This is a genomic window from Pseudalkalibacillus sp. Hm43 (genome assembly GCF_051842935.1).
Taxonomy (GTDB): domain Bacteria; phylum Bacillota; class Bacilli; order Bacillales; family Fictibacillaceae; genus Pseudalkalibacillus.
Window position 1 is genome coordinate 1496222 of record NZ_JBPXRR010000001.1, and the last position, 23435, is coordinate 1519656.

Here is a 23435-nt window from a genome sequence, read left to right on the forward strand (position 1 = left end):
CAAACTTTCATCCCTCTGTCCATGTCCAATGTTCGGATCAAGGCAGAACATATTACTTAACGTACTTTGTATGAACATGTTTAATCAAAGTGCAGTTCGCCTGAGCGATACCGCCTACATGACCATTATATCAAATATTTATCAGTTTTGGGGAAGTTCTATATCTGCAGAGTATACCCGATGGACTTCACCCTCATCATCTTCAACGAGAAGGACACCCTCTTCTGTAATACCCTTCGCTTTGCCATACAGCTCTCCAGTGATCGTACGGACTTTTACCCGCCTTCCAAGACTTGCTGCAGAACCTTCCCATAATAGCTTGATCGGGGCAAACCCGTGCTCAAGGTATAGATGATAGAGCTTTTCCATCTTTTCCATGATGGCACGGACGAGATGGGCTCGTTCAATCTCTTTCCCGCTTTGGACTTTCAATGAGGTTGCGATTTTCTTGATTTCTTCTGGAAAAACCTCTTCTGGTGTGTTTACGTTGATGCCGATCCCGATGATGACGGAATTGACACGATCTGCTTCCGCTTGAAGCTCTGTCAGGATCCCGACCACTTTTTTCCCTTCAATCAAAATATCATTCGGCCATTTGATCTGGGCATCCAAATCGGTCACTTCCTTGATCCCCTGGACGACACTGACAGCAGCCAGTAATGTGAGCTGAGGTGCCCTTTGGGGTGGAATGTTCGGTCGTAAGATGATGCTCATCCAGATGCCGTTTCCTTTCGGTGAGTGCCATGAACGACCTAATCGTCCTTTTCCTAACGTTTGTTCGTCAGCGATGACGATGGTTCCTTCTTCTGCATCATTCAAGGCGAATTTATGGGCGATTTCCTGAGTCGATGTCACCGATGGCTCATAATGGATGACTTGTCCGATTTTTTCTGTCTCCATATGATGTTTGATTTCACCCGGATGAAGGTTATTCGGTCGATCGATGATGCGGTATCCTTTTTTCTGTACCGCCTCCACGACATACCCTTCCTTTCTCAGCTCTTCGATATGCTTCCATATCGCTGTTCGTGAACATCCGATGATTTCGCTGAGCTTTTGTCCGGACATATGGTCATCCGATTCCGAAAGAAGACTGATCAACCGTTCTCTTGTGCTTGATTGCATTGTGTAATCCACTCCTTAATTTCCCCGGGGTCATTTTTCAATGTTCCCGATACGACACGACACTCGATATTTTCCAAAAGTTCCTCAATCCATGGTCCAGGCGGCTGATTTACCAGGGCTTGGAGGTCATTCCCATCGATCGCCAACTCCGATCGCTCCTGGATCGGAAGCTGTACAAAGATTGCATTCATCTCTTGAGGAGTCGTAGACACCTGATATCCAAAAAACTGTTGTAATCTCATAACCGATTTCAAACGATCCAATCCATTGCGGTAGAGGGTCATTGGATTTTTGAAATCGGGATCGTTTCTATATAATTCTACAAGATGAGAAACTTGCTTGCGTTTCTGATTGGAAGGTTTCCAAGCATGAAGCCAATCGAACGGTTCCGATATACCCAGCCTCAAGAGGAATCCAGCCCATCTCTCTTCATCAGAGGTCAATTTCTCCCATTTGGAAAAAGCGGGATTCACTTCAAACTTATATGGACCATTTGGTAAATACCGATCGAGGTTTGCCTCCTTGATGAATTGAAGAGCTTCTTCACAATGGGCCCCTGCTAGTAACTTTTCGAATTCATCCCGTATTCGTTCAACTGAAATCTTGTCCAGCAGTACTGCATTCATTTTGAGTGCAGTATACGTTTCACTTTCCAACCTGAACCCGAGTGCTGAGAGGAAGCGCAATGCCCGCATCATCCGTAATGGGTCTTCGCGGAAACGTTCATGTGGATTTCCGACGGCACGGATCAGCTTCTTTTCCAAGTCTAATTGACCACCGAAAGGATCAAAAACGGTCTCATCCTGCCTGAGAGCCATTGCATTAATGGTGAAATCACGTCTTGACAGATCTAATTCGATTGAATCATGGAATTCAACCTCTGATGGATGTCGATAGTCTTCATACTCGCCTTCTTTTCGGAACGTCGTCACTTCATAGGATTCTCCATCCATCCTGACGATGACGGTACCGTGTTCTATGCCGACCGGAATCGTCTTTTCGAAGATCCGTTGGACGTCCTCTGGTAAAGCGGAAGTGGCGATGTCAATATCTCCAAGCTTCTTCTTCAACAGAAGGTCCCGGACGACACCACCTACGATATAAGCGTCATATCCATTGTTTTTCAATTGCTCGATGATTTTTTCCGCTTTACTGAAAGACATGATCCGCTCTCCTAAACTTCGACTGATTTGATACCGAGTGTCTTCGCATAAACATCCATATATTGCTCTACGATTTTACGTGAGTGGAACTGCGTATGGACATGCTCTATTGCATTCTTTGACATTTGCTCATGGAGTTCGTCGTTTTGCAGGATCTCAAGGGATTTTTCAGTGATGACATCCAGATCTCCCACTTTACAAACATAACCGGTTTTCCCGTCTTCAATGACTTCTGGAATACCTCCTATGTTCGTACCGATGACCGGAACGCCACATGCCATCGCTTCTAGTAGAACGAGACCGAAGCTTTCTTTTTCAGATAAGAGCAACTTCAAATCACTGATAGAGAACAATTCTGCAATATTGTCCTGCTTCCCTAAGAAATGGACATCGTCTTCTATACCAAGCTCCTTCGTCAGACGACAAGCGACCGTAAGCTCTGGGCCATCTCCTACCAGCAATAGTTTGGAAGGAACTTTCTTATTGACTCTATGAAAGGTATTGACGACGTCCGGAACTCTTTTCACGCCTCGGAAGTTGGAAACGTGGATGATCACTTTTTCATCTGGACCAATCCCATATTCTTTGCGCAAATCAGTAGAAGTGGTCCGGTGGTACACTTTTTCATCAATGAAGTTATATACACACTCGATTTCTTTATCCGTGCCCAACAGGACCTGTGTTTGCTCGATCAAACTGTTTGAGACCGCTGTCACGGAGTCTGACTGTTCAATTCCGAATTTAATCAATTCGCTCAGGCTCGGATCATAACCGAGCACTGTAATGTCCGTCCCGTGCAGAGTAGTCACGATCTTCAAGTGATCTCCGACCATCTGCTTCGCTAAATAGGCACAGATGGCATGAGGGACAGCATAATGGACGTGCAACAGATCCAGTTCTTCCCGTTCTGCGATTTCCGCCATTTTACTCGCGAGCGTCAAATCGTAAGGAGGATAACGGAAAACGGAATATTGATTCACTTCGACTTCATGGAAGTGGATGTTCGAATAGAACTTTTCGAGGCGAAAAGGGACGCTTGATGTGATGAAATGGATTTCATGCCCTTCCTTCGCTAGCATTTTTCCAAGTTCCGTGGCGACGACGCCAGATCCACCGACTGTCGGATAACATGTGATACCGATTTTCAGTTTTTTCATGTTGACTCTCCTAACAAATGATCCATCAAGATCGGACGTTTAGTATAGAACCCTTCAGCATAACGTACACCTGCTTCTTTTCCAAACATCGTGTCACGCGCTTCAACCGTTTCAAGGTAACCGTTATTGAGCGGGGTCTCTACACCGTCTTCACTTGCTGTAAATTGACTCTTATAAGCTTTCAAGCTATCCATCTTCCTCTCTTGGACTGCTGATATATCAACTGTAAAAGAAGGATGGTCATAACCGTTGATGTAGTAATAATAAACCTTTTCGATTCGGTGTGCAGGTAAATCTCCCTCCACCGTGAATTTTCGGATTCCGGCCGAAAAGAGGGCTTCCTCAACCAATCTTGTGCAGTTTCCGTGATCCGGGTGACGGTCTTTCGGATAAGGAACGAAAACCGCCTTTGGTTTGTATTTTCTTATGACTGCCGCAATTTTTCTAATATGGGAATCCGTAATCGATAATCCGCGGTCTGGCAAGTGAAGGTTGATCCTTTCACTCAGACCGAGTGTTTCACTCGCTTGTCTCGCTTCCTGCTGACGAAGTTCCACATTGCCATTGGAAGACAGTTCTGCTAGCGTCAAATCACAGACTCCTGTCTTGAAGCCTCTATCTGCATGTTTGATCAGTGTACCTGCCATACCGATTTCAACATCATCAGGATGTGCACCGAAGGCAAGAAGATCAAGTTCATCGTTCATACCTAACCTTCCTCTCTATCCCGGATCACTTTACGCCAGTCGAAATCACCGCGCTCTAACGCGTGGACAAAAATTTCTGCACTTGCAATGTTGGAGGCAAGAGGGATCTGATAAACATCACAAAGTCGGATAAGCGCTGCGATATCCGGTTCATGTGGCTGTGCCGTTAGCGGGTCTTTGAAAAAGATGACCAAATCCATCTTGTTTTCAGCGATCATTGCTCCGATTTGTTGATCCCCACCGAGCGGACCGGATTGGAACCTGTGCACTTCAAGGCCTGTTGCATCCGAAATTTTCGTTCCCGTCGTCCCGGTAGCAAACAGCTTATGTTTTTTCAGAACAGGTGCATATGCGACTGTAAAATTAATGATATCCTGCTTCTTCTTATCGTGTGCAATCAATGCTATATTCATCTGTCTACCCCTACTCCATTAGATTTTCCAATCCATAAACCAATACGTCCAATTTCATGATCGTCTCAACAGACATTTTCACACCTGGCATGAACGCACTTCGATCGATCGTATCATGGCGGATGGATAACGTTTGTCCTGTCGTACCTAACAGAACTTCCTGGTGTGCAACACGTCCCGGAAGACGTACACTGTGGATCCGGATGCCATCAACATCCCCACCTCTTGCACCCTTGAGATCTTCTGTTTCTTCAGGATGACCTTGTTGTTTCGGTTCACGGACCTCTTTGATCATTTGAGCCGTTTTCATCGCTGTACCAGAAGGTGCATCCAGCTTTTGGTCATGATGCTGTTCGATGATCTCGACGTCTGGCATGTACTTGGCTGCCATTTGAGAAAACTTCATCATCAAAATCGCTCCGATAGCAAAATTCGGCGCGATGACAACGCCGATGCCTTTCTCTTCTGCTGTTTCACTGAATCGTGCGATTTCCTCATCTGTAAAACCTGTTGTTCCGACGACTGGCCGAACACCATACTCAAGTGCGATTTCCAGATGCTTTTTACCGGAATCCGGTTTGGTCAGGTCAATGATAACATCCGTTTCGGTTTCTGAAAGACACGTTCGTAGATCATCAAAAACAGGAATCTCCAGGTTTGGCTGATCTTCAAGATCTTTTAGCATCTTTCCTGCGTTTTTAGTATCCACGACTGCTTTCAGCTGAAAGTGCTCTGTATCGGTGACCATCTTCACAGCTTCCTTGCCCATTTTTCCTCTCGGACCAGCTATGACGATACGGATGGTTCGTTCACTCATTCTGTTTCCTCCTCTATACGTGTCCAACGATCTTTATCTCTTGTGTTGAATTTATCCATCACGATGCGTAACGCTTCGTCTAAATCAATATGTAATGAATTCGCAAAACAGATCACGACGAACAATAGATCTCCTAATTCTTCTTCAATCGACTGTTCATCTTCACTGGATTTTTTCGGCTTTTCCCCATAACGATGGTTCACTTCTCTGGATAGTTCGCCTAACTCTTCTGTCATCCTCGCAAGCATGGCTAGTGGACTGAAATATCCTTCCTTGAATTGTCCGATATATTCATCTACTGCATCTTGCATCTCTTTCATCGTACGTTCGTTCATCGTTCCACCTCATTTCATACTCTACTTCATGTTAGCTAAATCAAAACGGTTTGACAAATAATAAAGACATGGATAGATTGGTTAGGTAGTGATGTATGATTTCTACTTATTCGTTAGTATGACCGAACCGTCACTCAATCAACAGAATACGTTAAAAGGAGGCTGTCCGGATGCTTAAGATCAAGCTTAAGAATGTATTATTCATTTTACTCGGTTCAGCAATTTTCAGTTTCGGCATCATCCATTTCAATCTTGAAAACAACCTGGCTGAAGGCGGATTCACGGGTATCACCCTGATTCTCTATAATCTCTTTCAAATCGATCCTGCCATATCCAACCTCGTATTGAATGTTCCATTGTTCTTGATAGGTTGGAGATTGCTCGGGAGGAACGCCTTCATATACACCATCATCGGTACAGTGGCAGTGTCCTTTTTTCTATGGATCTTCCAATACCATTTGCGGTTTCACTTTCCACTCCGAGAGGATCTGACACTTGCGGCGTTGTTCGCCGGGGTATTCATCGGAATCGGATTGGGTATCATTTTCCGCTATGGTGGTACCACAGGCGGTGTCGATATCATTGCTAGACTAGTGAACAAATATGTCGGGTGGAGTTTCGGTAAGACGATGTTCCTTTTTGACGCTTTCGTCATTTTGTCTGCGACCATCACTTACCTCAACTATAAAGAAGCGATGTACACACTTGTTGCCGTGTTTGTTGGTGCGCGTGTCATCGACTTTATCCAGGAAGGTGCATACGCAGCCAAGGCAGCCATGATCATATCTGAGAAAAACGCAGAAATCGCCAATCGCATCATCAAAGAGCTCGATCGTGGCGCGACCATCTTGAATGGAAGAGGAACGTTCACCGGTGCGCAAAAAGAGGTTTTGTATTGCGTCATCGCGAGGAATGAAATCTTCCGGTTGCGAATCTTGATCCAACAGATCGATCCGCATGCTTTCGTCGCCGTCAATGACGTCCATGATGTACTTGGAGAAGGATTCACCCTGGATGAAAACAAGAACCCATTACACGATTAGATGAGGCTGACCTAGAACATCAAATATATGATGTTCAGGTCAGCTTTTTTTATGATGTAGTGTGAGTTAAGCGCGTCTTGTGGGGTGCGATCTTCCGTTTTTCCCGTTTTCGGGGTGCCCAAGAGCCTCTTGCGGGGTGCGATCTTCCGTTTTTGGCGTTTTTGGGGTGCGCATGCCAGTAAAAAGAACGGCGAAACAACATAAAAAAAACCGCTTGGCTTTTACCAAGCGGTTTTACCTTATCATTATTCAGATTGGTTCATTCCGACGAAAATGAGCACGAACCGCGCGAGTTCTAACAACGCGACTAGTGCGGAAGCAACATACGTTAGTGCTGCTGCATTCAACACTTTTCTTGCCTGCCGTTCCTCATCATTTCGGATCAGCCCTAGCTGTACAATCTGATTCATCGCACGGCTGCTTGCATTGAACTCGACCGGTAATGTTACCAGCTGGAAGAGCACTGCCCCAGCCATCAGCAAGATACCTGGCAAAATCAAGTCAGCTGCGCCAAAAATGATGCCAATAAGGATGAGGAAATATGACATGTTCGAGCCGATCGATGCGACAGGAACAAGGGCATGCCTGGCTCTTAACGGACCATATTGGTTCGCATGCTGGATCGCATGGCCCACTTCATGGGCGGCAACTGCCGTCCCTGCTATGGAATGTCCGTAATAATGATCTTCCGACAAACGCACAACCTTGCTGCGCGGATCATAATGATCCGACAGTTTCCCGCGGATTGGTTCGATTTCTACATCATGGATGTTATTATCCATCAGGATTTTGCGAGCTACCTCTGCACCTGACATCCCTAGTGCGGAAGGTACTTTAGCATATTTACTATAGACTTTTTTCACTCGAAACTGAGCCCAAAGTGGAATGGCCAATAACAGGAGAAAATAGATCAGAAACATCAATTGTCCCTCCTAATCGCTTTGATTCCCTTTATAAAGCAAGTATATCACTTAGCGGAAGCGATTGTATTCTTTTTGCTTGGAGAAGGTTTGAATGCCTTTCTTTTCCTCTGAATATTTTCTCCATCCGACGTAAAATAATGTAGAGATAATTCCGCCTCCGACCGTAAAGATCAGCCACAAAATGGATGGATCCGCACTGTCCTCTTGCTTCTGGTCATAAGCATCTTTCAAGGCTGCTTCTATGAACTTGATCTGTTGCAGCTGATGATCCGTCGTTACAACCAATGACCGATTTTCATCTAAATATTTTACATAGGAATCGATTCGGCTCAATAATTCTGCTGGTAGATCAACACTTAATGCAGGGTGGATTTTGTCATACTTCACCAAGAATTGATTGAAGTACGCATAGAAGGATTGCAACTCCTGGTCAGCGGCTGCCCCTTCCATCTTCTCCAACATGCTCATCAATTCATTCTGTGTCGATTTCCATAACGGCTGGTGATCCGTATGAACGGCATCAACAAGTAGGTGTAAACCCATCAAGGTATTGACTCTTTCTTCATGGGAAGCAGCGACTTCCGTCAATACTTTCACCGATTCATCATAACTGGTTGAAAAAATGCGGAGATGATGGATAGATAAGTCCTTGTCTGCATCGGCTAATTCATGATATTCACGTTCGAAATATCCGAGAACATCCTTGGCATCAGCATATTTCTCTTCTTTCGTCAGTTGCAGTGCTTTATAGGATAACTCACTCAGCTTCTTCCAATGATCTCCTTCACCATGGTCAGCAAAAACAGTCAATGGAATGAACAAGAAACACCCTATCAGGAATAAAGCAAATACCCCTCTCATAAAACTTGTCCCTCCTATTAAGAAAACTCTTTCTTATACATCACGACCGTACAAGCTATAGTTCATCTTATGTAGGATGGGACAAGAGTAGAACGCGGATTCTATTGAGTCTCGAAACGATCGGTAGTAGATTTACGGATCGTTAATAGATAAACGATGAGAATGGAAAGGATGCTCAACCAGAAGGTGAAGTAACCGATTTCCGTATAGTACATATCGAGCACTGAGTAGGTCGGCATCATGTCGAATAGATAGTCAATCATCTCATTATGGAGGACCCAGATAGTAGCGACAAATATATGCCATCTTTTGATTTGATAAAAAGGAGCATATAAAATGCCTTGGATCGCCATACCTAAATGAGAAAAGATCAACATGTAATTGACGAAATTCAATGAACCTGTCACTGAACCACCGAGCAAATTCATGATGACAGCCCATATTCCGTATTTGAACAGAGTGATGGCTGCGAGCGCTTCCATCAGAGGCCAATTCCTCCCTAGTAAAAACGCAATCAGGACAAATACGAAGAACAGACTGGCAGTTGGACTATCTGGAACGAACGGCAGGAAGTACCACGGTGTACGTTCCAATTGGTCAGCGTACCAGTAGTATCCATAAATTGTTCCTAAAATGTTGATGATCAGAAGCATCCAAAGGAATGCACGGTGTCTTAACAACATCAAAATCGTGTGCATCTTCTATCTCCTTTTTATTAGCGTGAAGTAGATTTTCGAACTATGTATGATGATTGAACGATGTAAAAAGAGACTGACCATATTTGTCAGTCTCTCCTTATAAGTATACTTTATTACTTCTCGAGTTCAGCGATGAACTCGGAAAGTTGTTGTAATTCCTCGTCAGTACCTTTAAAGATACCTCCTGGCATATTCCCGATACCGTTTTTCGCGATATTTCCAATTTCCTCAGGTGGTAAGCCAGTTCCAATCAAGGAAGGCCCGCTTCCACCGGATAAATTGTTACCGTGACATCCGATACAGCCCTGTTCTTGATAAACTTTATATCCAGGTGCTGATTCATCAATCTCGACTTCAACGATCTTACCTTGTTGCTCAGCTTTCTCCCAATCATGGTTGACGACAGATTCCCAAGTCAAGAAGATGATTGAAATGAGTGCCAACAACATCATTCCTACTGCTACAGGTCGTTTGTTCGGGCGACGTTCAGGGCCACGATCCAACCATGGAGCTAATAGAAGTGCACCGAATGCCAATCCTGGCATGATGACTGTTCCAATCAGTGTGAAATCACCGGCTGCATATTTATACTTCAATAATTGGTATAAGAATAAGAAATACCAGTCAGGTAGTGGAATGTAACTTGCATCCGTTGGATCCGCTTTACGCTCAAGCGGGGATTCGTGAACGACCGTCAAAATAAGGTAGCCGATCAAGAATACGGATCCGACCATCCATTCTTTTAAAAGGAAGTTTGGCCAGAACGCTTCCGTTTTCCCTGGATACTCGGAGTAATCTTTCGGGATGTTCGGCTTTCGTTCTGCAGGGATACGGGAATCCCCTACAAACTTCATACCTTTGCCACGATGCATCTTTCTCCCTCCTTTATCCTATCGCATATTTTACAGTGGTCCAGAAATTCCTTGCTTTCGAATCATGATAAAGTGCGCTCCCATGAGCCCGAGAAGAGCACCAGGCAGGAAGAATACATGGATTGCAAAGAATCTTGTCAACGTCTGTGCACCGATGATCGTTGCGTCACCCGCTAACAATGTTTTCAATGCTGGTCCGATAACAGGAACCGTTACTGCAATTTCAAGTCCTACTTTTGTTGCAAATAGCGCTTTCATATCCCAAGGTAATAGGTAACCTGTGAAACCGAGTCCGAGCATGACACCGAAGATCAGAACTCCGACTACCCAGTTCAATTCACGAGGTTTCTTGTATGCACCCTGGAAGAAAACACGAAGAGTATGTAGAAACATCATTACGATGACCAGACTCGCACCCCAGTGGTGCATTCCGCGAACGATGACACCAAACGCGACTTCATTTTGTAAGTAATAAACAGATTCATAGGCATTGATAATATCCGGAACATAATACATCGTCAAAAACATTCCAGATAGAATTTGGATGACGGTAATGAAGAACGTCAATCCACCGAAACAGTACACGAACGCTGAGAAGTGGTGAGCCGGGTTGACGTGCTCAGGTACTTCATGGTCTGCAATATCTCGCCACATAGGCGTAATATCAAGACGTTCATCTACCCAGTCATACATTTTTTGTAACATCTTTTACGCCCCTTTCTACTGTGGTTCTGCTTGACCTAAGTATAGTTTGCCGTCTTTTACCTCTTTCTTATAAACATCAAGCGGCGCAAGCGGCGGTGTGCCTGGTACGTTCTCTCCATCTTTCTTATAACGTCCTGCATGACAAGGACAGAAGAACTGGTTTGGATAAGCAGGGTTTGTCCCCCAGTCTACTGTACAGCCAAGGTGCTTACAGATCGGAGACAATGCTACGATATCACCGTTATCTTCTTTGAACACCCAAGCAGCTTGTGTGACTTCAGATTCATACCAGCCATCTTTTTGTTTTACTTTGAATGTGAATCTCTGTGGTTCTTTTGTTAGTTTACTCTCTTCGACAACAGCTACCATATCTTGACCGGCACCTTCTTTTAAGACAGGGTCGATCGCAAATCGTACCATCGGTAAGAGCATGCCTGCAGCCATGAATCCACCGACACCCGTTAAGGTATAGTTCAAAAATTGTCGTCTGGAGACTTCATCTTTATTGGCCATTGGTTTCCCCCCTTACGCAGTAGACTAAGTCCAACCGGACATTTTCTCATATTACACATATATTACTAGGACATTAACATGATAGCGTAACTTACAAACATCGTCAATAATATCATTGTCCAATTCAACCAATCTATTCGTTCTAGAAAGTGTTTTGCCACTTTTTTGTGACAATTTGTAGAATATGCTTGACTTGTTCAGAAACAATCTCCCTTTGATAGTCTTCATCCATATGTTCAAGTGGGACCGGCGGAATGTTGATAATTTGTTCCTGACGATCTGAATCTGCACCGCTCCACTTTGCATCCGAAGTGATGAAAACCGTAAAGGGCATGTCCCCTTGACGAAGTTCATCTGATAAAGAACTGATCCGATTTAGAACATCTTCCTCTTTTTCGCTTTCCAAATATGTAACTGGCGGAAATAAGACGACACGGCCTTTCAGTTGACGCTCCAACTCATCTGAGATCAGTTGCGGGAACTCTCCTTTCAGAACCACTTGTTTCTTTTGAGATCCCCAGGAAACCGGAATGAGAGGAATGATCGCAGTATCGACATACTCGGCTGCCTGATGATATAAATCTATATCCTTCGTTCTCCATTTCATTCTATCGTTCACATCCAATCCATTCAATCTAATCCAAAGTGTATCACTTGTCAGGATGTTCATAAAGCTATATCTCTCAAATGATTTTTCGAAGCATACAAAAATGTCTGCCGGTCTCAGCCATCACCTTTGTGACGATTGAAACGGACAGACATTTCATCAACTTTCCTGACCAAATAGACGTATATATAAGAATCTTTGTCATTTCATTCAAAGTTTATTGTATTCTTTGCTCAACCGTTCGAAGCTTTCAAAATCCTTACGGTCCAGCGCTTCATCGATCTGAGTTTGAAGTGACTTTTTTCTGAAATGACTGAACGATTGATCCAGGATCATCTCAGCCCACAAGCCATACTTCTTATCAGGTACCATGTTCTCTGGAATGTGAGGATTTTCTTCTAGAACGGCTGCATATTGCGGTGTACGGTAAGCACCTTTGAACTTCAATTCGATGTAGACGTCTTCGTCCTGATTCAGACGGATATCGTGAAACGATTTTTCAGCATCCGTCGTCAATATATTTTGCTTATAGAATCTGAAAGGTACACCATCTACACAATTGGTAGACATGATGATTGCCTTTGGACAGTATTCTGCATTTTCAACAAAATGAACGTTTTCCATCAACGCCTCATCACTTACCAAATAGTTGAGCAACCATACACATTCGCGTTTTTTTAGTTGGTAGTGGTTCAAGAACCATTTAAGAAAATCTTTTTTCTCTAAGACTGTTACGGTGCTGCCCATTGCAATCCCTCCATCATTCACGTGTCGTTCGAGATCTTACAATATCCTACAGCCATATAATAATCCAAAGCTGGTTGATAATTACTTACTATGTTCGATATGCCATCATCCAATTCCTTCTTAATCGGAAATTTTTTAGGGTCGTTGACCGATGTCTGTAACGAACGGAAGCATTATCTTTCCTCAAGCCTTACAATCTCTTCTTCAAGATGCAGACGTTCAGGGTCACGATCTAACGCTTTTTGCAACAGTTGCTTCGCTTTGTCCCTTTGCCCGATCTCAATCAAATACCATCCAAAGTCCTCAAGAAATTCTGCTTGGTCCTCTAGTTCATTATATGCGTTTTCGTAACGTTTTAATGCGCCTTCATCTTCCTCAAGCTCCCTATAGGCCATCGCTGTCTTCCAATGTGCATCCGGAGAAAGGTCACCATATCTTTCAGCTTCAGTAGCTAGATCGATTACGTATTCGTATTGTTCATTAGCAATATACTGATCCATCAACAAGGAGGTGGCTTTCATATTGGCTGGATCCAGGCTTAAAGCGTGTTTCAGGAGCTCAATCCCTTTTTCTTCATCTTTCAACCGTAGTGCAAGCTGCCCTGCCTGTAGATACAGCTCTTCATTGAATTCATCCAGACGCATTCCCTCTAGATAGATATCCATCGCTTCCTGAAGAGCGCCCTCTTCTTCATACGCATGTGCAAGAATCGGGTACAACGTTGTATATTGTGGATCAAGCTCTTTCAAATGATTCAATGCTTGAATCGTTTTTTGATTTTCGCCAATCCGATCCGCTGTCAAAGCAAAACCGAACCAGTCATCTGGGTTGGAATCATCCTTCAATCCATTTTCATAATGAGTGAGCGCTTCTTCAAATTTACCTGAGCCACTTAAAGCCTCTGCTAATCGTAATGATGTAGAAGTGTGATTGAAGGTATCATATCCGGACTTGAGCAATTCCTCATAGTAAAGGATGCTTCGGTTGAAATTCCCTTGATGGAGGTAAAACTCTCCTAAGCCAAAGGTGATCACAGGTTCATTCGGAGCTTCACGCTTGGCAGTCAGGAGCTTCTGTTCTGCGACCTCGATCAGTCCTTGTCGTTCATAGAGGTCCGCTGAAAGAAGTAGGGCTTCGAGGTACTGCTCTGCTCCAGGCTCTACAGAAGCAAGAAGGTGTAACGCCTCTTCTTCCCGTTCCATTTCCATGTAAAGTTCAGCTCCGAATAACTTCAGTTCATCAACATCCGGGTGGAATGCCATGAGTTCTTCCGTAACATCGATCGCTTCCTCAATGAAACCAAGTTCGTTGTATATTTGAGCGATTTCAAGCAATGTATCATGATCGCTTGATTCTCGCAGGTCCTTTAATAATTTCAGACCTTCTTCTATTTCTCCACGGTCGATTTTCTCAATTGCATTTTCCACACTCGACATTGATGTACATCCTTTCTTCCTATAACAAATCGTTGGACATCACTCGAAAGATACCGGGACGGATGATCCGCATTTCTTTCCCATTCCCTTGTTTCAATCGAATGTCATCTTTAACTTTGATTATGTTTCCGTTTTGTACGACGATCACTGGATTTTTACCTTTATCATACTCGACTCTCTCTTCCCCATCAACCGATACGTTTCGCTCGTAGACGAGATAATCGACATCGCACCCAGTCACCCAGGATCCTTTTTTAGGATAGAGACCGAGGCATTGCAATTGATGCTTGTTCAATCGATGCTGGTCGTGATTCGGAAAGTCGTCGATCGTAACGATCGATTTTTCTTTACAGATTCGTGCCCATTTTTCCTTCAATTGCATCAAACGTTTTTCATGCAACGGAATTTGAGACCAATCAGCAATGATGGGAACCGTATATGGGAAATTCACATTACGGACCCATTCCCAGATGACGGTATCCAAATCCTCTTCTTGTTCGACCATGGCGTTGATGAATGGGATTTTCGCTTTTTGACAAGTACGGATCAAAGCCGGGGATATCCTGTTCATCGGTAATTCGACCCCGATTGCGTAATCGAACGGCAGTGCATTCAATTTTGTGCGGGTTTCAGATATCCGTTGTTCGAACTCTTTTGGGTATGTGAGAGATAAAGCCGTTACGACAGATGTGCACCCCATCCTGACCAATTGCTCACAATGATCCTTCAACGATACATCATCCATGCCATTTAATGAAAAGTCTCGGAATACATAACCGGGGATGACGTCAAAACCAGCCGAGTTGACTGTGAAACACTTCATCCGTAATGGCCGTTCTGAAACATATCGAACGACATTATCTTTGACATACACATGCTTTTGCTTTGGATTCCGGTCTGTGGTCCAAACATTCTCTAATATATATTCCATTGACCTGTCCCCCTCATAGAAACACTGGTGTTATAGACAGGCTATGAATCAAAGAGAATTTTCAGAACAATTGGTTGGACAACCCGAATCATTTTTTGTGCATAGTATAATTCCCGATTTCTTTTGATCCATGAACAAAAAAAGACCCCGCCAACGATGTAGTAAATACATGTCGTCCGGGATCAATTGTCCATAATGTATATGGATAGGAGTGGAGAGAAACCATACTACAATTATTATAACAAGCTCGTATAAAAAATCAATATATTTTTAGAAAATTTATATAATTGTTTTTATTCTGATAAAGACTCCAGATCATTTAAGAAATTCGGGTACGAAACGCCGATAGCTGATACGTCACGGACCGTTACAGGGCTTTCACTGATACAAGAAGCGATTGCCAGCATCATCCCGATCCGATGATCGCCGAGACTGTCTGCGTTACCACCTTTCACCTTTTGTTTACCATGGATGATCATTCCGTCTTCTGTCGGCTCGATGTCTATTCCAATGTTCTTCAATTGGTCTGTAATTGCTGCAATCCGATCGGTTTCTTTATATCGGAGCTCAGAGGCGTCTTTAATGGTTGTGATCCCTTCTGCCTGGCTAGCCAGAAGGGCGATGACAGGAATTTCATCAATCAGCCTTGGAATGATTTCGCCATTTATTTCTGTGCCTCGCAATTTAGAGTATGACACGTCAATATCTCCGATTGGCTCTTCGTTGATTGTCTGTTCGTTTGATATGGAATAGGTAGCTCCCATTTTCTCGAGAACATCCATGATCCCTGTTCGGGTCGGATTCAATCCGACTTTCTCCAAACGGATCGAACTGCCTGGAGTTATTGCTGCAGCAACCATGAAAAATGCAGCTGATGAAATGTCGGAGGGGACCTGAACATCGGTACCCTTTAATTTCTGCCCGCCTTTGATTTGTACGGACGTGCCTTCCCGCATCACTTCTACCCCGAATGATTTCAACATTCGTTCAGTATGGTCTCTGGACACATATGGTTCCTTTACCGTTGTCGTCCCTTCGCTATTTAATCCGCAAAGTAACAAAGCCGATTTTACCTGGGCACTTGCAATCGGGCTTTCATACCGAATACCTCTCGTTTTCCCACCTTTAATGGAAATCGGGGCAAGACGCCCATCTTCTCGTCCATGAATATCGGCACCCATTTGCCGAAGTGGATCCACAACCCTGCTCATCGGACGCCTATGAATGGAATCGTCCCCGACCAAGACCGAATAAATCGGTGCACCTGCCAAAATACCGGTCATCAATCGAATCGTCGTACCTGAATTGCCCACATCCAATACGTGTTCAGGCTCTTTCAACCCTCCACGACCGACTCCTACAATGTGTAACTCTGAACCGAGCTGTTCTATCTGAACACCAAGCTGTTTCATACATCGCATCGTACTTCGGCAATCAGCACTGTCTAGAAAATCCCGGACGATCGTTTTTCCTTCTGCCATCCCTCCGAACATGATGGATCGATGCGTTACAGACTTATCTCCCGGGACCTTTAAAGTACCTTGCAAGCCTTTTTCTCTTTTCGCTAAAGTATGTTCCTCCATTGAAAACACCTCTCCTTATTGAAAGAGGTGACTCGGTTATCGAGTCACCCTACTCATATGATCATCAATCGATGATGGTCGTCTCTCGATCAGAATCGATCCCTATTTCCTCCAACCATTCAGACAGACATTGGATGATACCTTCATTTTGCTCCTTGCTTCCGACTGTGATCCTCACACATGTCGGGAAGCCTAATGCGTTCCCTGACCGAACGATATATCCTTTCCTCAACAAGAAATCGAACACTTCGTCCCCTTGTAGAGTTTTGAAGTCAATCAGAATGAAGTTCGCTTGTGAAGGGTAATAATACAAGTGATACTTTGCACAAAATGCTTCGTACAAGACCATGCCTTCACGATTTTTCCTCCTGCATGATTCGATGAATTCCAAGTGCTCCAACGCAGTGATTGCTGCCCTTTGCGAGACTCTAGAAGTGTTGAATGGTTCTCGTACTGGATCTACCACTTTCATGAGATCCTCATGAGCGATGCCATATCCAATACGTAAAGACGCCAATCCGAATGCTTTGGAGAAAGTTCTGGTGACAACCAAATTCGGGTACTGACGTTGAAGCGCGATCGTATCCGGGTAATCGTCTGCCACGACGTATTCTTTATATGCTTCATCAACAGCTACAATGATGTGATCAGGCACCTTTTTCATAAAAGTAATGAGTTCTTCGTCTGTAATATAGGACCCGGTAGGATTATTGGGTGTACACAACCAGATGATCCGGGTATTTTCATCGATTGCATGGAGCATCTTCTCCAAGTCATGCTTCCCATTTTCCATCAAGGGCACTTCAATGATTTCGGCACCTTCAATGACAGAGTTGTGTTTATACTGAGGGAAAGTCGGTGTCGCCATGATCGTATTGGTCTCAGGAGTAAGATACGTCCTGCAGAACATTTCAATCACTTCATCCGAGCCATTGCCGAATAGGATCTGCTCAGGCTTCACTTGTAAATGTTGTGCGAGCTTCATCCGAATATCAGCTGCATAACCGTCCGGATAGATTGAAACCCGGTCCAGTTCATCCATGACTGCTTCCTTCACAGCTGGTGCACATCCGAATGGATTTTCATTCGACGCAAGCTTCGTGACCGTCGTCAGACCGAGCTCGCGCTTCACTTCTTCGATCGGTTTTCCTGGCTTGTATGCTTTCAAAGATAAAACTTGATCTTTCGCCTTCATATATACACCTCTTCTTTATGGGATATCTTCAGTTTCTATTTCTCAGCAACCCGGTCAGCAGCAATTGTCTTCAACCAAGTCCGGTAGGAGGCTAATTCAGCTGTCAGTATACTATCCTCTACCGTTTGAAGAATGACATCGCCGCAATTCTTCAACAGCACCATCCGGATTTTGTTTTCCTGGGATTTCTTGTCTTTCTTCATCGTTTCGAGGAGCAGTCCACCTTTATTTAAAGTGGCATGCCAATCTGAATAACCTAGCTGATGGACCCAGGTGAAAAATCCTTCTGGAAAGACTTTTGTCTTGAAATGTTCCTCACTCAATTTCATGGCAAAGATCATACCGATCATCACCGCTTCCCCATGAGTGATGGATTGGTATCTGCTTTCTGCTTCGATCGCATGACCGAGGGTATGTCCGAAATTCAAGTAGGCTCGGATACCCGCTTCTCTTTCGTCCTGACCTACGATCTCAGCTTTTATGCTGATTGCTTTCTTGACGATATCAGTCAGAATCTCGTCTTCAATCGGTAGTGAGCGGACATTTTCCTCTAAATAATCATAAAAATCCGGGTCTCGAATCAAAGCCAGCTTCACAATTTCAGCAAAGCCGGATCTCCATTCTTTTTTAGGCAAAGTCTTGAGGAAGTGGATGTCATACAAGACAGCCTCTGGTTGATGGAATGCCCCGATCAAATTCTTCCCTGACGTATGGTTGATTCCGACTTTTCCACCGACGCTGCTGTCATGCGCAAGAAGAGTGGTCGGGACCTGGATGAACCGTATCCCCCTCAAATATGTAGATGCGATGAAACCAGCAAGGTCACCGACAACCCCGCCTCCTAAAGCGATAATGCAAGCTTGTCTGTCGAGCTGACACCGTAGGGCATACGTGATCCCTTTTTCATATTCACGGATCGACTTACTCGTTTCACCAGCAGGAATGACCCATTCGTTCACCTGGTAACCACTTAATTTTGATTTGACCTCATCCAGGTATAGAGGTGCGACATTGCTGTCGGATATAATCAAAATCCGACTGCAATCTCGTACTCGCTCCTCCAAAACCTGTTGCAATTGATCGATGACACCATCACCGATCAAAACAGGATATGATTTTGTCTCAGTTTTCACCTGAATCTGTTCCACGTTAAAACTCCTTCGTATAGGAAACATATTCGTCAAAAACGCGTCGCATCCTGTCAATGGACTCGTTACCAAATTTTTCAGTGAAAGCATTCGCGAGCTCCCAGGCTACGACCGCTTCTGCTACTACACTTGCAGAAGGCACTGCGCAGCTGTCTGAACGCTCGATACTTGCGGCGAATGTCTCTTTCGAATCAATATCGACACTATTCAAAGGCTTGTACAAGGTCGGGATCGGCTTCATGACTCCGCGAACGACAACTGGCATCCCATTGGTCATTCCACCTTCGAAACCACCTAAATTGTTCGTTTTGCGGTAATATCCCTTATCTTCACTCCAAAGAATTTCGTCATGTACTTCGCTTCCGGGCCGTTGTGCAGCTTCAAAACCGATTCCGAATTCCACACCTTTAAAAGCGTTGATACTACAGATAGCAGCGGCGATTTTGGCATCAAGTTTACGGTCGTAATGAACGTGACTGCCAAGGCCGATCGGCAGGCCATCCACAATCACTTCCACGACCCCACCGATGGAGTCCCCGTTTTCCTTCGCATGATCGATCGCTTCCATCATCTTCACACCTGCCGCTTCATCAAAACAACGGACAGGGGATTCCTCCGTCACATTTTGAAGTTCCTTCAATGATTGGAAGGAAAAATCCGTCGCTTTTACGCCGCCAATCTCACGCACGTGTCCTGCAACGGTAACACCAAATTCAGCGAGAAGTGACTTCGCAACCGCCCCAGCCGCTACACGAATGGTCGTTTCACGAGCTGAGGATCGTTCGAGGATATTCCTCATATCTCTGTGATCGTACTTGATAGCACCGTTCAAATCAGCATGACCAGGACGTGGCTTTGTGATGACCCTCTTCATGCTTTCTTGTTCTTCATCTGTAATCGGATCAGGACCCATGATCTTCAGCCAATGCTTCCAGTCCTTGTTTTCAACAGTCAAAGCGATCGGGGCACCTGTCGTTTTCCCGTGACGTACCCCACCAACAATCTGGACAGCGTCGGATTCAATCTGCATACGTCTTCCTCTGCCATATCCCTTTTGACGTCTCTTCAGATCCTTGTCAATCGTTTCTCTTTCAAGTTTCATGTTAGAAGGCATTCCTTCGATGATCGTTGTCAATTGTGGTCCATGAGATTCTCCAGCAGTTAAATAGCGCATATCCTGGTTCCTTTCTTCTACAAGGTTACTTTTTAACATAAAAGAAGGTAGCCACCGATTCAAGCCCAAATTGTTTCGGATTGAAAATTTGTTCTGTACTCCCAACGAATAAAATCCCGCCAGGCCGCAATGCTGTGCTAAATTTTCTGTATAGCTCCGCTTTTGCGTCTTCTGTAAAATAAATCATCACATTTCGGCAGACGATTAGATCGAATTCGGACTTGAAGGGGTCTGCGAGCATATTATGTTTTGCAAACGTAATCTTTTCCTTCAATATATCTTCTACTTTATACCCAATCCCATCTTTCTCAAAATACTTTGCCTTCATATCTTCTGGTACATCTTTCAAACTTCTCTCAAGATAATATCCTAATTTCGCACGCTTCAAAGCGAGTTCATCGATATCCGTCGCAAAGATGGAAAAGTCCTTTAATTGTATTGCTTTACGTAAAAGCATCGCAAGCGTGTATGGCTCTTCACCAGTAGAACATGCGGCACTCCAAACATTCAGCGATTTCCGATCACTCAAGAGCCTCGGGAGCATTTCCTTTTCAAGCACTTCCCATCGGGTCGGGTTTCGGAAGAATTCAGAGACGTTGATGGTCATCCGATCAAGAAATTCGTCGAGCAGGGTGTTATTGTCCTTCATGGCATCATAAAAGTCAGAAAAGCTATCGTAACCCTTCTTTTCCCTCAGTGCAATCAGTCTCCTTTTCATCTGTGCCTCTTTGTAAAGAGAGAGATCGATTCCTGTATGTTTTTTAATCTGATTTGAAAATGTCGTGTAATCCTGATCCATTTCATCCTTCTCCTCTATCTGTTTTCTATCTATTATATCGGCAAGGAAATTGGTTTTCCCACTATTTCTTATGAGGAGGGTCAGTTAGTTTACAGCTTTTCAAAAGTACCTTGCCTCCCTGAAATCGGGAAAACCCCAAAATGGGGGACGTTAGAATAACTATTCGTGGAGAATTACATGGGACCTATCCTTTAACGACAAATAAAAAACCAGCCGGATAGATCCAGCTGGTCAGTGTTTCATGTTAAACCCATTTAGAGATTGTTTTTTCATAGTTTACAAGCTCTTCTTCGTTGAAGAAAAGGTTGATTTCGCGTTCAGCACTTTCTGGTGAATCTGAACCGTGAATGATGTTTTGTCCAACTTGGACTGCATAGTCACCACGGATTGTTCCAGGTGCAGCGTCTGTAGGGTTTGTTTTACCCATCATGTTACGAGCTGTAGCGATTACGTTTTCACCTTCCCAAACCATTGCAAAAACAGGTCCAGATGTGATGAAGTCGACCAACTCACCGAAGAATGGACGTTCTTTATGCTCACCATAATGGTTTTGAGCCAATTCATCCGAAATTTGCATCAATTTCGCTCCTGCAAGTGTAAACCCTTTCTTTTCAAAGCGAGTTACGATTTCTCCAATCAAATTACGTTGAACACCGTCTGGTTTAACCATCAAGAAAGTTTTCTCCATGTTCACGCACTCCTATCTATGTATGATTTGGACGTGCTGCCTTGTCCGAAGTTGATTTTATCAAATTTTAAGCGTTTTCACAACATTTAATAGTTACGTCTTCCGATATATTCAGCAATTTGTCGCAAAGAACGCTTCGCCTTCATATCGGGAACTTGATCGAGCGCATGAAATGCTTTCTCCAAATATCGATCCGCAATTTCTTTTGACCGATCGATCGCGCCCAACTCTTTGATTGCACCAATCAAACTTTCAATTTCAACTCGTGTAATCGTCTGTTTATCCATGACTTCACGTAAATGTCTTTCGAACGATTGGTCCTCTCGGGCAAAGAACACAGGCAAAGTGATGTTTCCTTGTTGAAGGTCACTTCCTGCCGGTTTACCGAGCTGCTTTTCGGTCGCTGTAAAATCAAGAATATCATCAGTGATTTGGAATGCCATTCCGACATAGTAACCGAACCGCTTCAAATGAAGTTGAATATCAGGCTCCGCATCTCCTGCCAACGCACCAAGTTCACAGCTGACGGAGATCAAGAGTGCAGTCTTACGCTTGATCCTACGGAAATAATCCTTAATATCCTGGTCGAGGTTGTACTGATCCCGGATCTGCTCGATTTCACCAAGACACATGTCAACAATCGCTTGTGAGAGGACATGATGCGCTTCGACTTTGTTCAGGTAGGTGATGTACTCCAATGATCGTGCAAAGATATAATCTCCAGTGTACATCGCCACTCTGTTGTCCCACTGAGCTTTGATCGTAGGCTTTCCCCGCCTTAAAGAGGCATCATCAATGACATCATCATGTACGAGTGAAGCCATATGAATCAGCTCCAATGCGACTGCTGCTCTTTTGACACGTTCCACATCGTATTTCCCGAATTGAGCAGACAACAGCACAAAAACAGGGCGAATCCGTTTTCCCCCGGCTTTTAACAATTGGGTCGATGCATCTTGTAGGATGGAGTGCTGAGCTTCGATCGTCTTCTCCAAGTCCTTTTCAATTGTAGATAAGTCATTCCTCAAATGGGAATAGATTGTCGTCAATTTCATATTTTCACCTAATTTAATTCTTGGTGTTTGTCATGGGTTTCTGACCGATATGTGTTGCTGCAACACCGCCTGAATAAGGAATTGCTTCAACATTTTCAAAACCGGTCTTTTCAAATAACCTGGCGAGCTCTTTCCTGCCTGGAAATTCTTTTGCAGACTCTTGCAACCAAGAATATTCTTCATAGCTTTTTGCAAACATACGCCCCATCAATGGCATGAGATATCGGAAATACCCATAGTAAAGTTGACGGAACACAGGCATCGTCGGCTGTGATGTTTCCAGACAGACGAGCTTGCCACCCGGCTTTAACACTCGATACATTTCTTTCAGTACCTGTTTCAAGTCCGGTACATTTCGCAAGCCGAATCCGATCGTTACATAATCGAACTTACCATCCTCGAAAGGAAGTTCCATCGCATTGCCATGCAGAAGCTCGATATTTGGAATTCCTTCATGCTTCACTTTCTGTTCTCCGACTTTGAGCATGTTTTTACTGAAATCAAGTCCGTAAGCTTGTCCTTCCTTACCGATTGCTTTTGCCATCGCAATCGTCCAATCAGCGGTACCGCAACATACGTCCAGCGTTGTGGACCCTTCCTGGACAGCCATACGCTTCATCGTGTCTTTACGCCAGGCAACATGACGCTGGAAACTGATGATAGAGTTCATCTTGTCATAGTTTGTAGAGATGGACTCGAACACTTGATGGACACGTTGTTCCTTTGAATCTTGTTGCATA

The 23435-nt window shown here is 44.1% G+C and carries 26 protein-coding genes; 1 reads left to right on the top strand and 25 read right to left on the bottom strand.

Annotated elements, in window-relative coordinates; translation table 11 throughout:
• Positions 1-141: 141 nt before the first annotated feature.
• The 7 genes from ACSVDE_RS07985 to ACSVDE_RS08015 are packed head-to-tail and all read right to left on the bottom strand — an operon-like array spanning position 142 to position 5717.
• Positions 142-1125, bottom strand: a complete 984-nt coding sequence (locus ACSVDE_RS07985; RefSeq protein ID WP_439300391.1) for a biotin--[acetyl-CoA-carboxylase] ligase — start codon at positions 1123-1125, stop codon at positions 142-144.
• Positions 1098-2288, bottom strand: a complete 1191-nt coding sequence (locus tag ACSVDE_RS07990; RefSeq protein WP_439300392.1) for a CCA tRNA nucleotidyltransferase — start codon at positions 2286-2288, stop codon at positions 1098-1100. Before ACSVDE_RS07990 ends, ACSVDE_RS07985 begins: the two co-directional genes overlap by 28 nt.
• Before the next feature lie 11 nt (positions 2289-2299).
• Entirely contained in the window at positions 2300-3445 is a 1146-nt protein-coding gene (gene bshA, locus ACSVDE_RS07995; protein WP_439300393.1) for an N-acetyl-alpha-D-glucosaminyl L-malate synthase BshA, read from the bottom strand.
• Positions 3442-4152, bottom strand: a complete 711-nt coding sequence (gene bshB1, locus ACSVDE_RS08000; protein ID WP_439300394.1) for a bacillithiol biosynthesis deacetylase BshB1 — start codon at positions 4150-4152, stop codon at positions 3442-3444. Before bshB1 ends, bshA begins: the two co-directional genes overlap by 4 nt.
• A gap of 2 nt (positions 4153-4154) precedes the next feature.
• On the bottom strand, positions 4155-4565 hold the full coding sequence (mgsA, locus tag ACSVDE_RS08005; protein ID WP_439300395.1) for a methylglyoxal synthase: 411 nt from the start codon (positions 4563-4565) through the stop codon (positions 4155-4157).
• A 10-nt stretch (positions 4566-4575) separates the two neighbouring features.
• Positions 4576-5382 carry a 4-hydroxy-tetrahydrodipicolinate reductase gene (dapB, locus tag ACSVDE_RS08010; protein WP_439300396.1) on the bottom strand — a complete coding sequence of 269 codons (807 nt, stop codon included), beginning with the start codon at positions 5380-5382 and terminating at the stop codon, positions 4576-4578.
• Positions 5379-5717 carry a nucleotide pyrophosphohydrolase gene (locus ACSVDE_RS08015; RefSeq protein ID WP_439300397.1) on the bottom strand — a complete coding sequence of 113 codons (339 nt, stop codon included), beginning with the start codon at positions 5715-5717 and terminating at the stop codon, positions 5379-5381. Before ACSVDE_RS08015 ends, dapB begins: the two co-directional genes overlap by 4 nt.
• 170 nt (positions 5718-5887) lie before the next feature.
• Between ACSVDE_RS08015 and ACSVDE_RS08020 the strand changes: the two genes are divergently transcribed.
• Positions 5888-6760, top strand: coding sequence for a YitT family protein (locus ACSVDE_RS08020; RefSeq protein WP_439300398.1), 873 nt, complete (start codon positions 5888-5890; stop codon positions 6758-6760).
• A gap of 245 nt (positions 6761-7005) precedes the next feature.
• Here ACSVDE_RS08020 and ACSVDE_RS08025 read toward each other — a convergent pair whose 3' ends face one another.
• The 18 genes from ACSVDE_RS08025 to menG all read right to left on the bottom strand — a co-directional run bounded on the left by ACSVDE_RS08025 (position 7006) and on the right by menG (position 23434).
• Entirely contained in the window at positions 7006-7683 is a 678-nt protein-coding gene (locus ACSVDE_RS08025; RefSeq protein ID WP_439300399.1) for a zinc metallopeptidase, read from the bottom strand.
• A 48-nt stretch (positions 7684-7731) separates the two neighbouring features.
• Entirely contained in the window at positions 7732-8544 is an 813-nt protein-coding gene (locus ACSVDE_RS08030; protein ID WP_439300400.1) for a sporulation protein YpjB, read from the bottom strand.
• 101 nt (positions 8545-8645) lie between these two features.
• A complete protein-coding gene (locus ACSVDE_RS08035) occupies positions 8646-9242 on the bottom strand; it encodes a DUF1405 domain-containing protein (protein ID WP_439300401.1) in 597 nt (198 codons plus the stop codon).
• Positions 9243-9355: 113 nt separating this feature from the next.
• Complete coding sequence (locus ACSVDE_RS08040) at positions 9356-10114, bottom strand: c-type cytochrome (RefSeq protein WP_439300402.1); 759 nt, start codon at positions 10112-10114, stop codon at positions 9356-9358.
• A 30-nt stretch (positions 10115-10144) separates the two neighbouring features.
• Entirely contained in the window at positions 10145-10819 is a 675-nt protein-coding gene (qcrB, locus tag ACSVDE_RS08045; RefSeq protein WP_226549444.1) for a menaquinol-cytochrome c reductase cytochrome b subunit, read from the bottom strand.
• A 15-nt stretch (positions 10820-10834) separates the two neighbouring features.
• A complete protein-coding gene (locus ACSVDE_RS08050; RefSeq protein WP_439300403.1) occupies positions 10835-11332 on the bottom strand; it encodes a Rieske 2Fe-2S domain-containing protein in 498 nt (165 codons plus the stop codon).
• A gap of 142 nt (positions 11333-11474) precedes the next feature.
• A complete protein-coding gene (locus ACSVDE_RS08055; protein WP_439300404.1) occupies positions 11475-12002 on the bottom strand; it encodes a YpiF family protein in 528 nt (175 codons plus the stop codon).
• 147 nt (positions 12003-12149) lie between these two features.
• Positions 12150-12686 (bottom strand): ReoY family proteolytic degradation factor, encoded by a 537-nt coding sequence (locus ACSVDE_RS08060; protein ID WP_226549464.1) that lies wholly within the window; start codon positions 12684-12686, stop codon positions 12150-12152.
• 173 nt (positions 12687-12859) lie between these two features.
• Entirely contained in the window at positions 12860-14122 is a 1263-nt protein-coding gene (locus ACSVDE_RS08065) for a tetratricopeptide repeat protein (RefSeq protein ID WP_439300405.1), read from the bottom strand.
• Between the two features lie 19 nt (positions 14123-14141).
• The gene (locus ACSVDE_RS08070; RefSeq protein WP_439300406.1) at positions 14142-15053 is read right to left on the bottom strand and encodes a hypothetical protein; all 912 of its coding nucleotides are present in this window, start codon (positions 15051-15053) and stop codon (positions 14142-14144) included.
• A 293-nt stretch (positions 15054-15346) separates the two neighbouring features.
• The gene (aroA, locus tag ACSVDE_RS08075) at positions 15347-16636 is read right to left on the bottom strand and encodes a 3-phosphoshikimate 1-carboxyvinyltransferase (protein WP_439300407.1); all 1290 of its coding nucleotides are present in this window, start codon (positions 16634-16636) and stop codon (positions 15347-15349) included.
• Between the two features lie 64 nt (positions 16637-16700).
• Entirely contained in the window at positions 16701-17831 is a 1131-nt protein-coding gene (gene hisC / locus ACSVDE_RS08080) for a histidinol-phosphate transaminase (RefSeq protein WP_439300408.1), read from the bottom strand.
• Positions 17832-17866: 35 nt separating this feature from the next.
• On the bottom strand, positions 17867-18979 hold the full coding sequence (gene aroB, locus ACSVDE_RS08085; RefSeq protein WP_439300409.1) for a 3-dehydroquinate synthase: 1113 nt from the start codon (positions 18977-18979) through the stop codon (positions 17867-17869).
• 1 nt (position 18980) lies between these two features.
• The gene (aroC, locus tag ACSVDE_RS08090) at positions 18981-20153 is read right to left on the bottom strand and encodes a chorismate synthase (RefSeq protein ID WP_439301956.1); all 1173 of its coding nucleotides are present in this window, start codon (positions 20151-20153) and stop codon (positions 18981-18983) included.
• Positions 20154-20178: 25 nt separating this feature from the next.
• Positions 20179-20952, bottom strand: coding sequence for a CheR family methyltransferase (locus tag ACSVDE_RS08095; RefSeq protein WP_439300410.1), 774 nt, complete (start codon positions 20950-20952; stop codon positions 20179-20181).
• Between the two features lie 244 nt (positions 20953-21196).
• Positions 21197-21640, bottom strand: coding sequence for a nucleoside-diphosphate kinase (gene ndk, locus ACSVDE_RS08100; RefSeq protein WP_439300411.1), 444 nt, complete (start codon positions 21638-21640; stop codon positions 21197-21199).
• 86 nt (positions 21641-21726) lie between these two features.
• Positions 21727-22695, bottom strand: a complete 969-nt coding sequence (hepT, locus tag ACSVDE_RS08105) for a heptaprenyl diphosphate synthase component II (protein WP_439300412.1) — start codon at positions 22693-22695, stop codon at positions 21727-21729.
• A gap of 13 nt (positions 22696-22708) precedes the next feature.
• Complete coding sequence (gene menG / locus ACSVDE_RS08110; RefSeq protein ID WP_439300413.1) at positions 22709-23434, bottom strand: demethylmenaquinone methyltransferase; 726 nt, start codon at positions 23432-23434, stop codon at positions 22709-22711.
• Between the last annotated feature and the right edge of the window lies 1 nt (position 23435).

What these genes read in the sequence shown, in the direction of transcription:
- ACSVDE_RS07985 (WP_439300391.1), bottom strand. Translation starts at nt 1,125, where the DNA reads ATGCAATCAAGCACAAGAGAACGGTTGATCAGTCTTCTTTCGGAATCG.
- ACSVDE_RS07990 (WP_439300392.1), bottom strand. Translation starts at nt 2,288, where the DNA reads ATGTCTTTCAGTAAAGCGGAAAAAATCATCGAGCAATTGAAAAACAAT.
- bshA (WP_439300393.1), bottom strand. Translation starts at nt 3,445, where the DNA reads ATGAAAAAACTGAAAATCGGTATCACATGTTATCCGACAGTCGGTGGA.
- bshB1 (WP_439300394.1), bottom strand. Translation starts at nt 4,152, where the DNA reads ATGAACGATGAACTTGATCTTCTTGCCTTCGGTGCACATCCTGATGAT.
- mgsA (WP_439300395.1), bottom strand. Translation starts at nt 4,565, where the DNA reads ATGAATATAGCATTGATTGCACACGATAAGAAGAAGCAGGATATCATT.
- dapB (WP_439300396.1), bottom strand. Translation starts at nt 5,382, where the DNA reads ATGAGTGAACGAACCATCCGTATCGTCATAGCTGGTCCGAGAGGAAAA.
- ACSVDE_RS08015 (WP_439300397.1), bottom strand. Translation starts at nt 5,717, where the DNA reads ATGAACGAACGTACGATGAAAGAGATGCAAGATGCAGTAGATGAATAT.
- ACSVDE_RS08020 (WP_439300398.1), top strand. Translation starts at nt 5,888, where the DNA reads ATGCTTAAGATCAAGCTTAAGAATGTATTATTCATTTTACTCGGTTCA.
- ACSVDE_RS08030 (WP_439300400.1), bottom strand. Translation starts at nt 8,544, where the DNA reads ATGAGAGGGGTATTTGCTTTATTCCTGATAGGGTGTTTCTTGTTCATT.
- ACSVDE_RS08035 (WP_439300401.1), bottom strand. Translation starts at nt 9,242, where the DNA reads ATGCACACGATTTTGATGTTGTTAAGACACCGTGCATTCCTTTGGATG.
- ACSVDE_RS08040 (WP_439300402.1), bottom strand. Translation starts at nt 10,114, where the DNA reads ATGCATCGTGGCAAAGGTATGAAGTTTGTAGGGGATTCCCGTATCCCT.
- qcrB (WP_226549444.1), bottom strand. Translation starts at nt 10,819, where the DNA reads ATGTTACAAAAAATGTATGACTGGGTAGATGAACGTCTTGATATTACG.
- ACSVDE_RS08050 (WP_439300403.1), bottom strand. Translation starts at nt 11,332, where the DNA reads ATGGCCAATAAAGATGAAGTCTCCAGACGACAATTTTTGAACTATACC.
- ACSVDE_RS08055 (WP_439300404.1), bottom strand. Translation starts at nt 12,002, where the DNA reads ATGAACATCCTGACAAGTGATACACTTTGGATTAGATTGAATGGATTG.
- ACSVDE_RS08060 (WP_226549464.1), bottom strand. Translation starts at nt 12,686, where the DNA reads ATGGGCAGCACCGTAACAGTCTTAGAGAAAAAAGATTTTCTTAAATGG.
- ACSVDE_RS08065 (WP_439300405.1), bottom strand. Translation starts at nt 14,122, where the DNA reads ATGTCGAGTGTGGAAAATGCAATTGAGAAAATCGACCGTGGAGAAATA.
- ACSVDE_RS08070 (WP_439300406.1), bottom strand. Translation starts at nt 15,053, where the DNA reads ATGGAATATATATTAGAGAATGTTTGGACCACAGACCGGAATCCAAAG.
- aroA (WP_439300407.1), bottom strand. Translation starts at nt 16,636, where the DNA reads ATGGAGGAACATACTTTAGCGAAAAGAGAAAAAGGCTTGCAAGGTACT.
- hisC (WP_439300408.1), bottom strand. Translation starts at nt 17,831, where the DNA reads ATGAAGGCGAAAGATCAAGTTTTATCTTTGAAAGCATACAAGCCAGGA.
- aroC (WP_439301956.1), bottom strand. Translation starts at nt 20,153, where the DNA reads ATGCGCTATTTAACTGCTGGAGAATCTCATGGACCACAATTGACAACG.
- ACSVDE_RS08095 (WP_439300410.1), bottom strand. Translation starts at nt 20,952, where the DNA reads ATGGATCAGGATTACACGACATTTTCAAATCAGATTAAAAAACATACA.
- ndk (WP_439300411.1), bottom strand. Translation starts at nt 21,640, where the DNA reads ATGGAGAAAACTTTCTTGATGGTTAAACCAGACGGTGTTCAACGTAAT.
- hepT (WP_439300412.1), bottom strand. Translation starts at nt 22,695, where the DNA reads ATGAAATTGACGACAATCTATTCCCATTTGAGGAATGACTTATCTACA.
- menG (WP_439300413.1), bottom strand. Translation starts at nt 23,434, where the DNA reads ATGCAACAAGATTCAAAGGAACAACGTGTCCATCAAGTGTTCGAGTCC.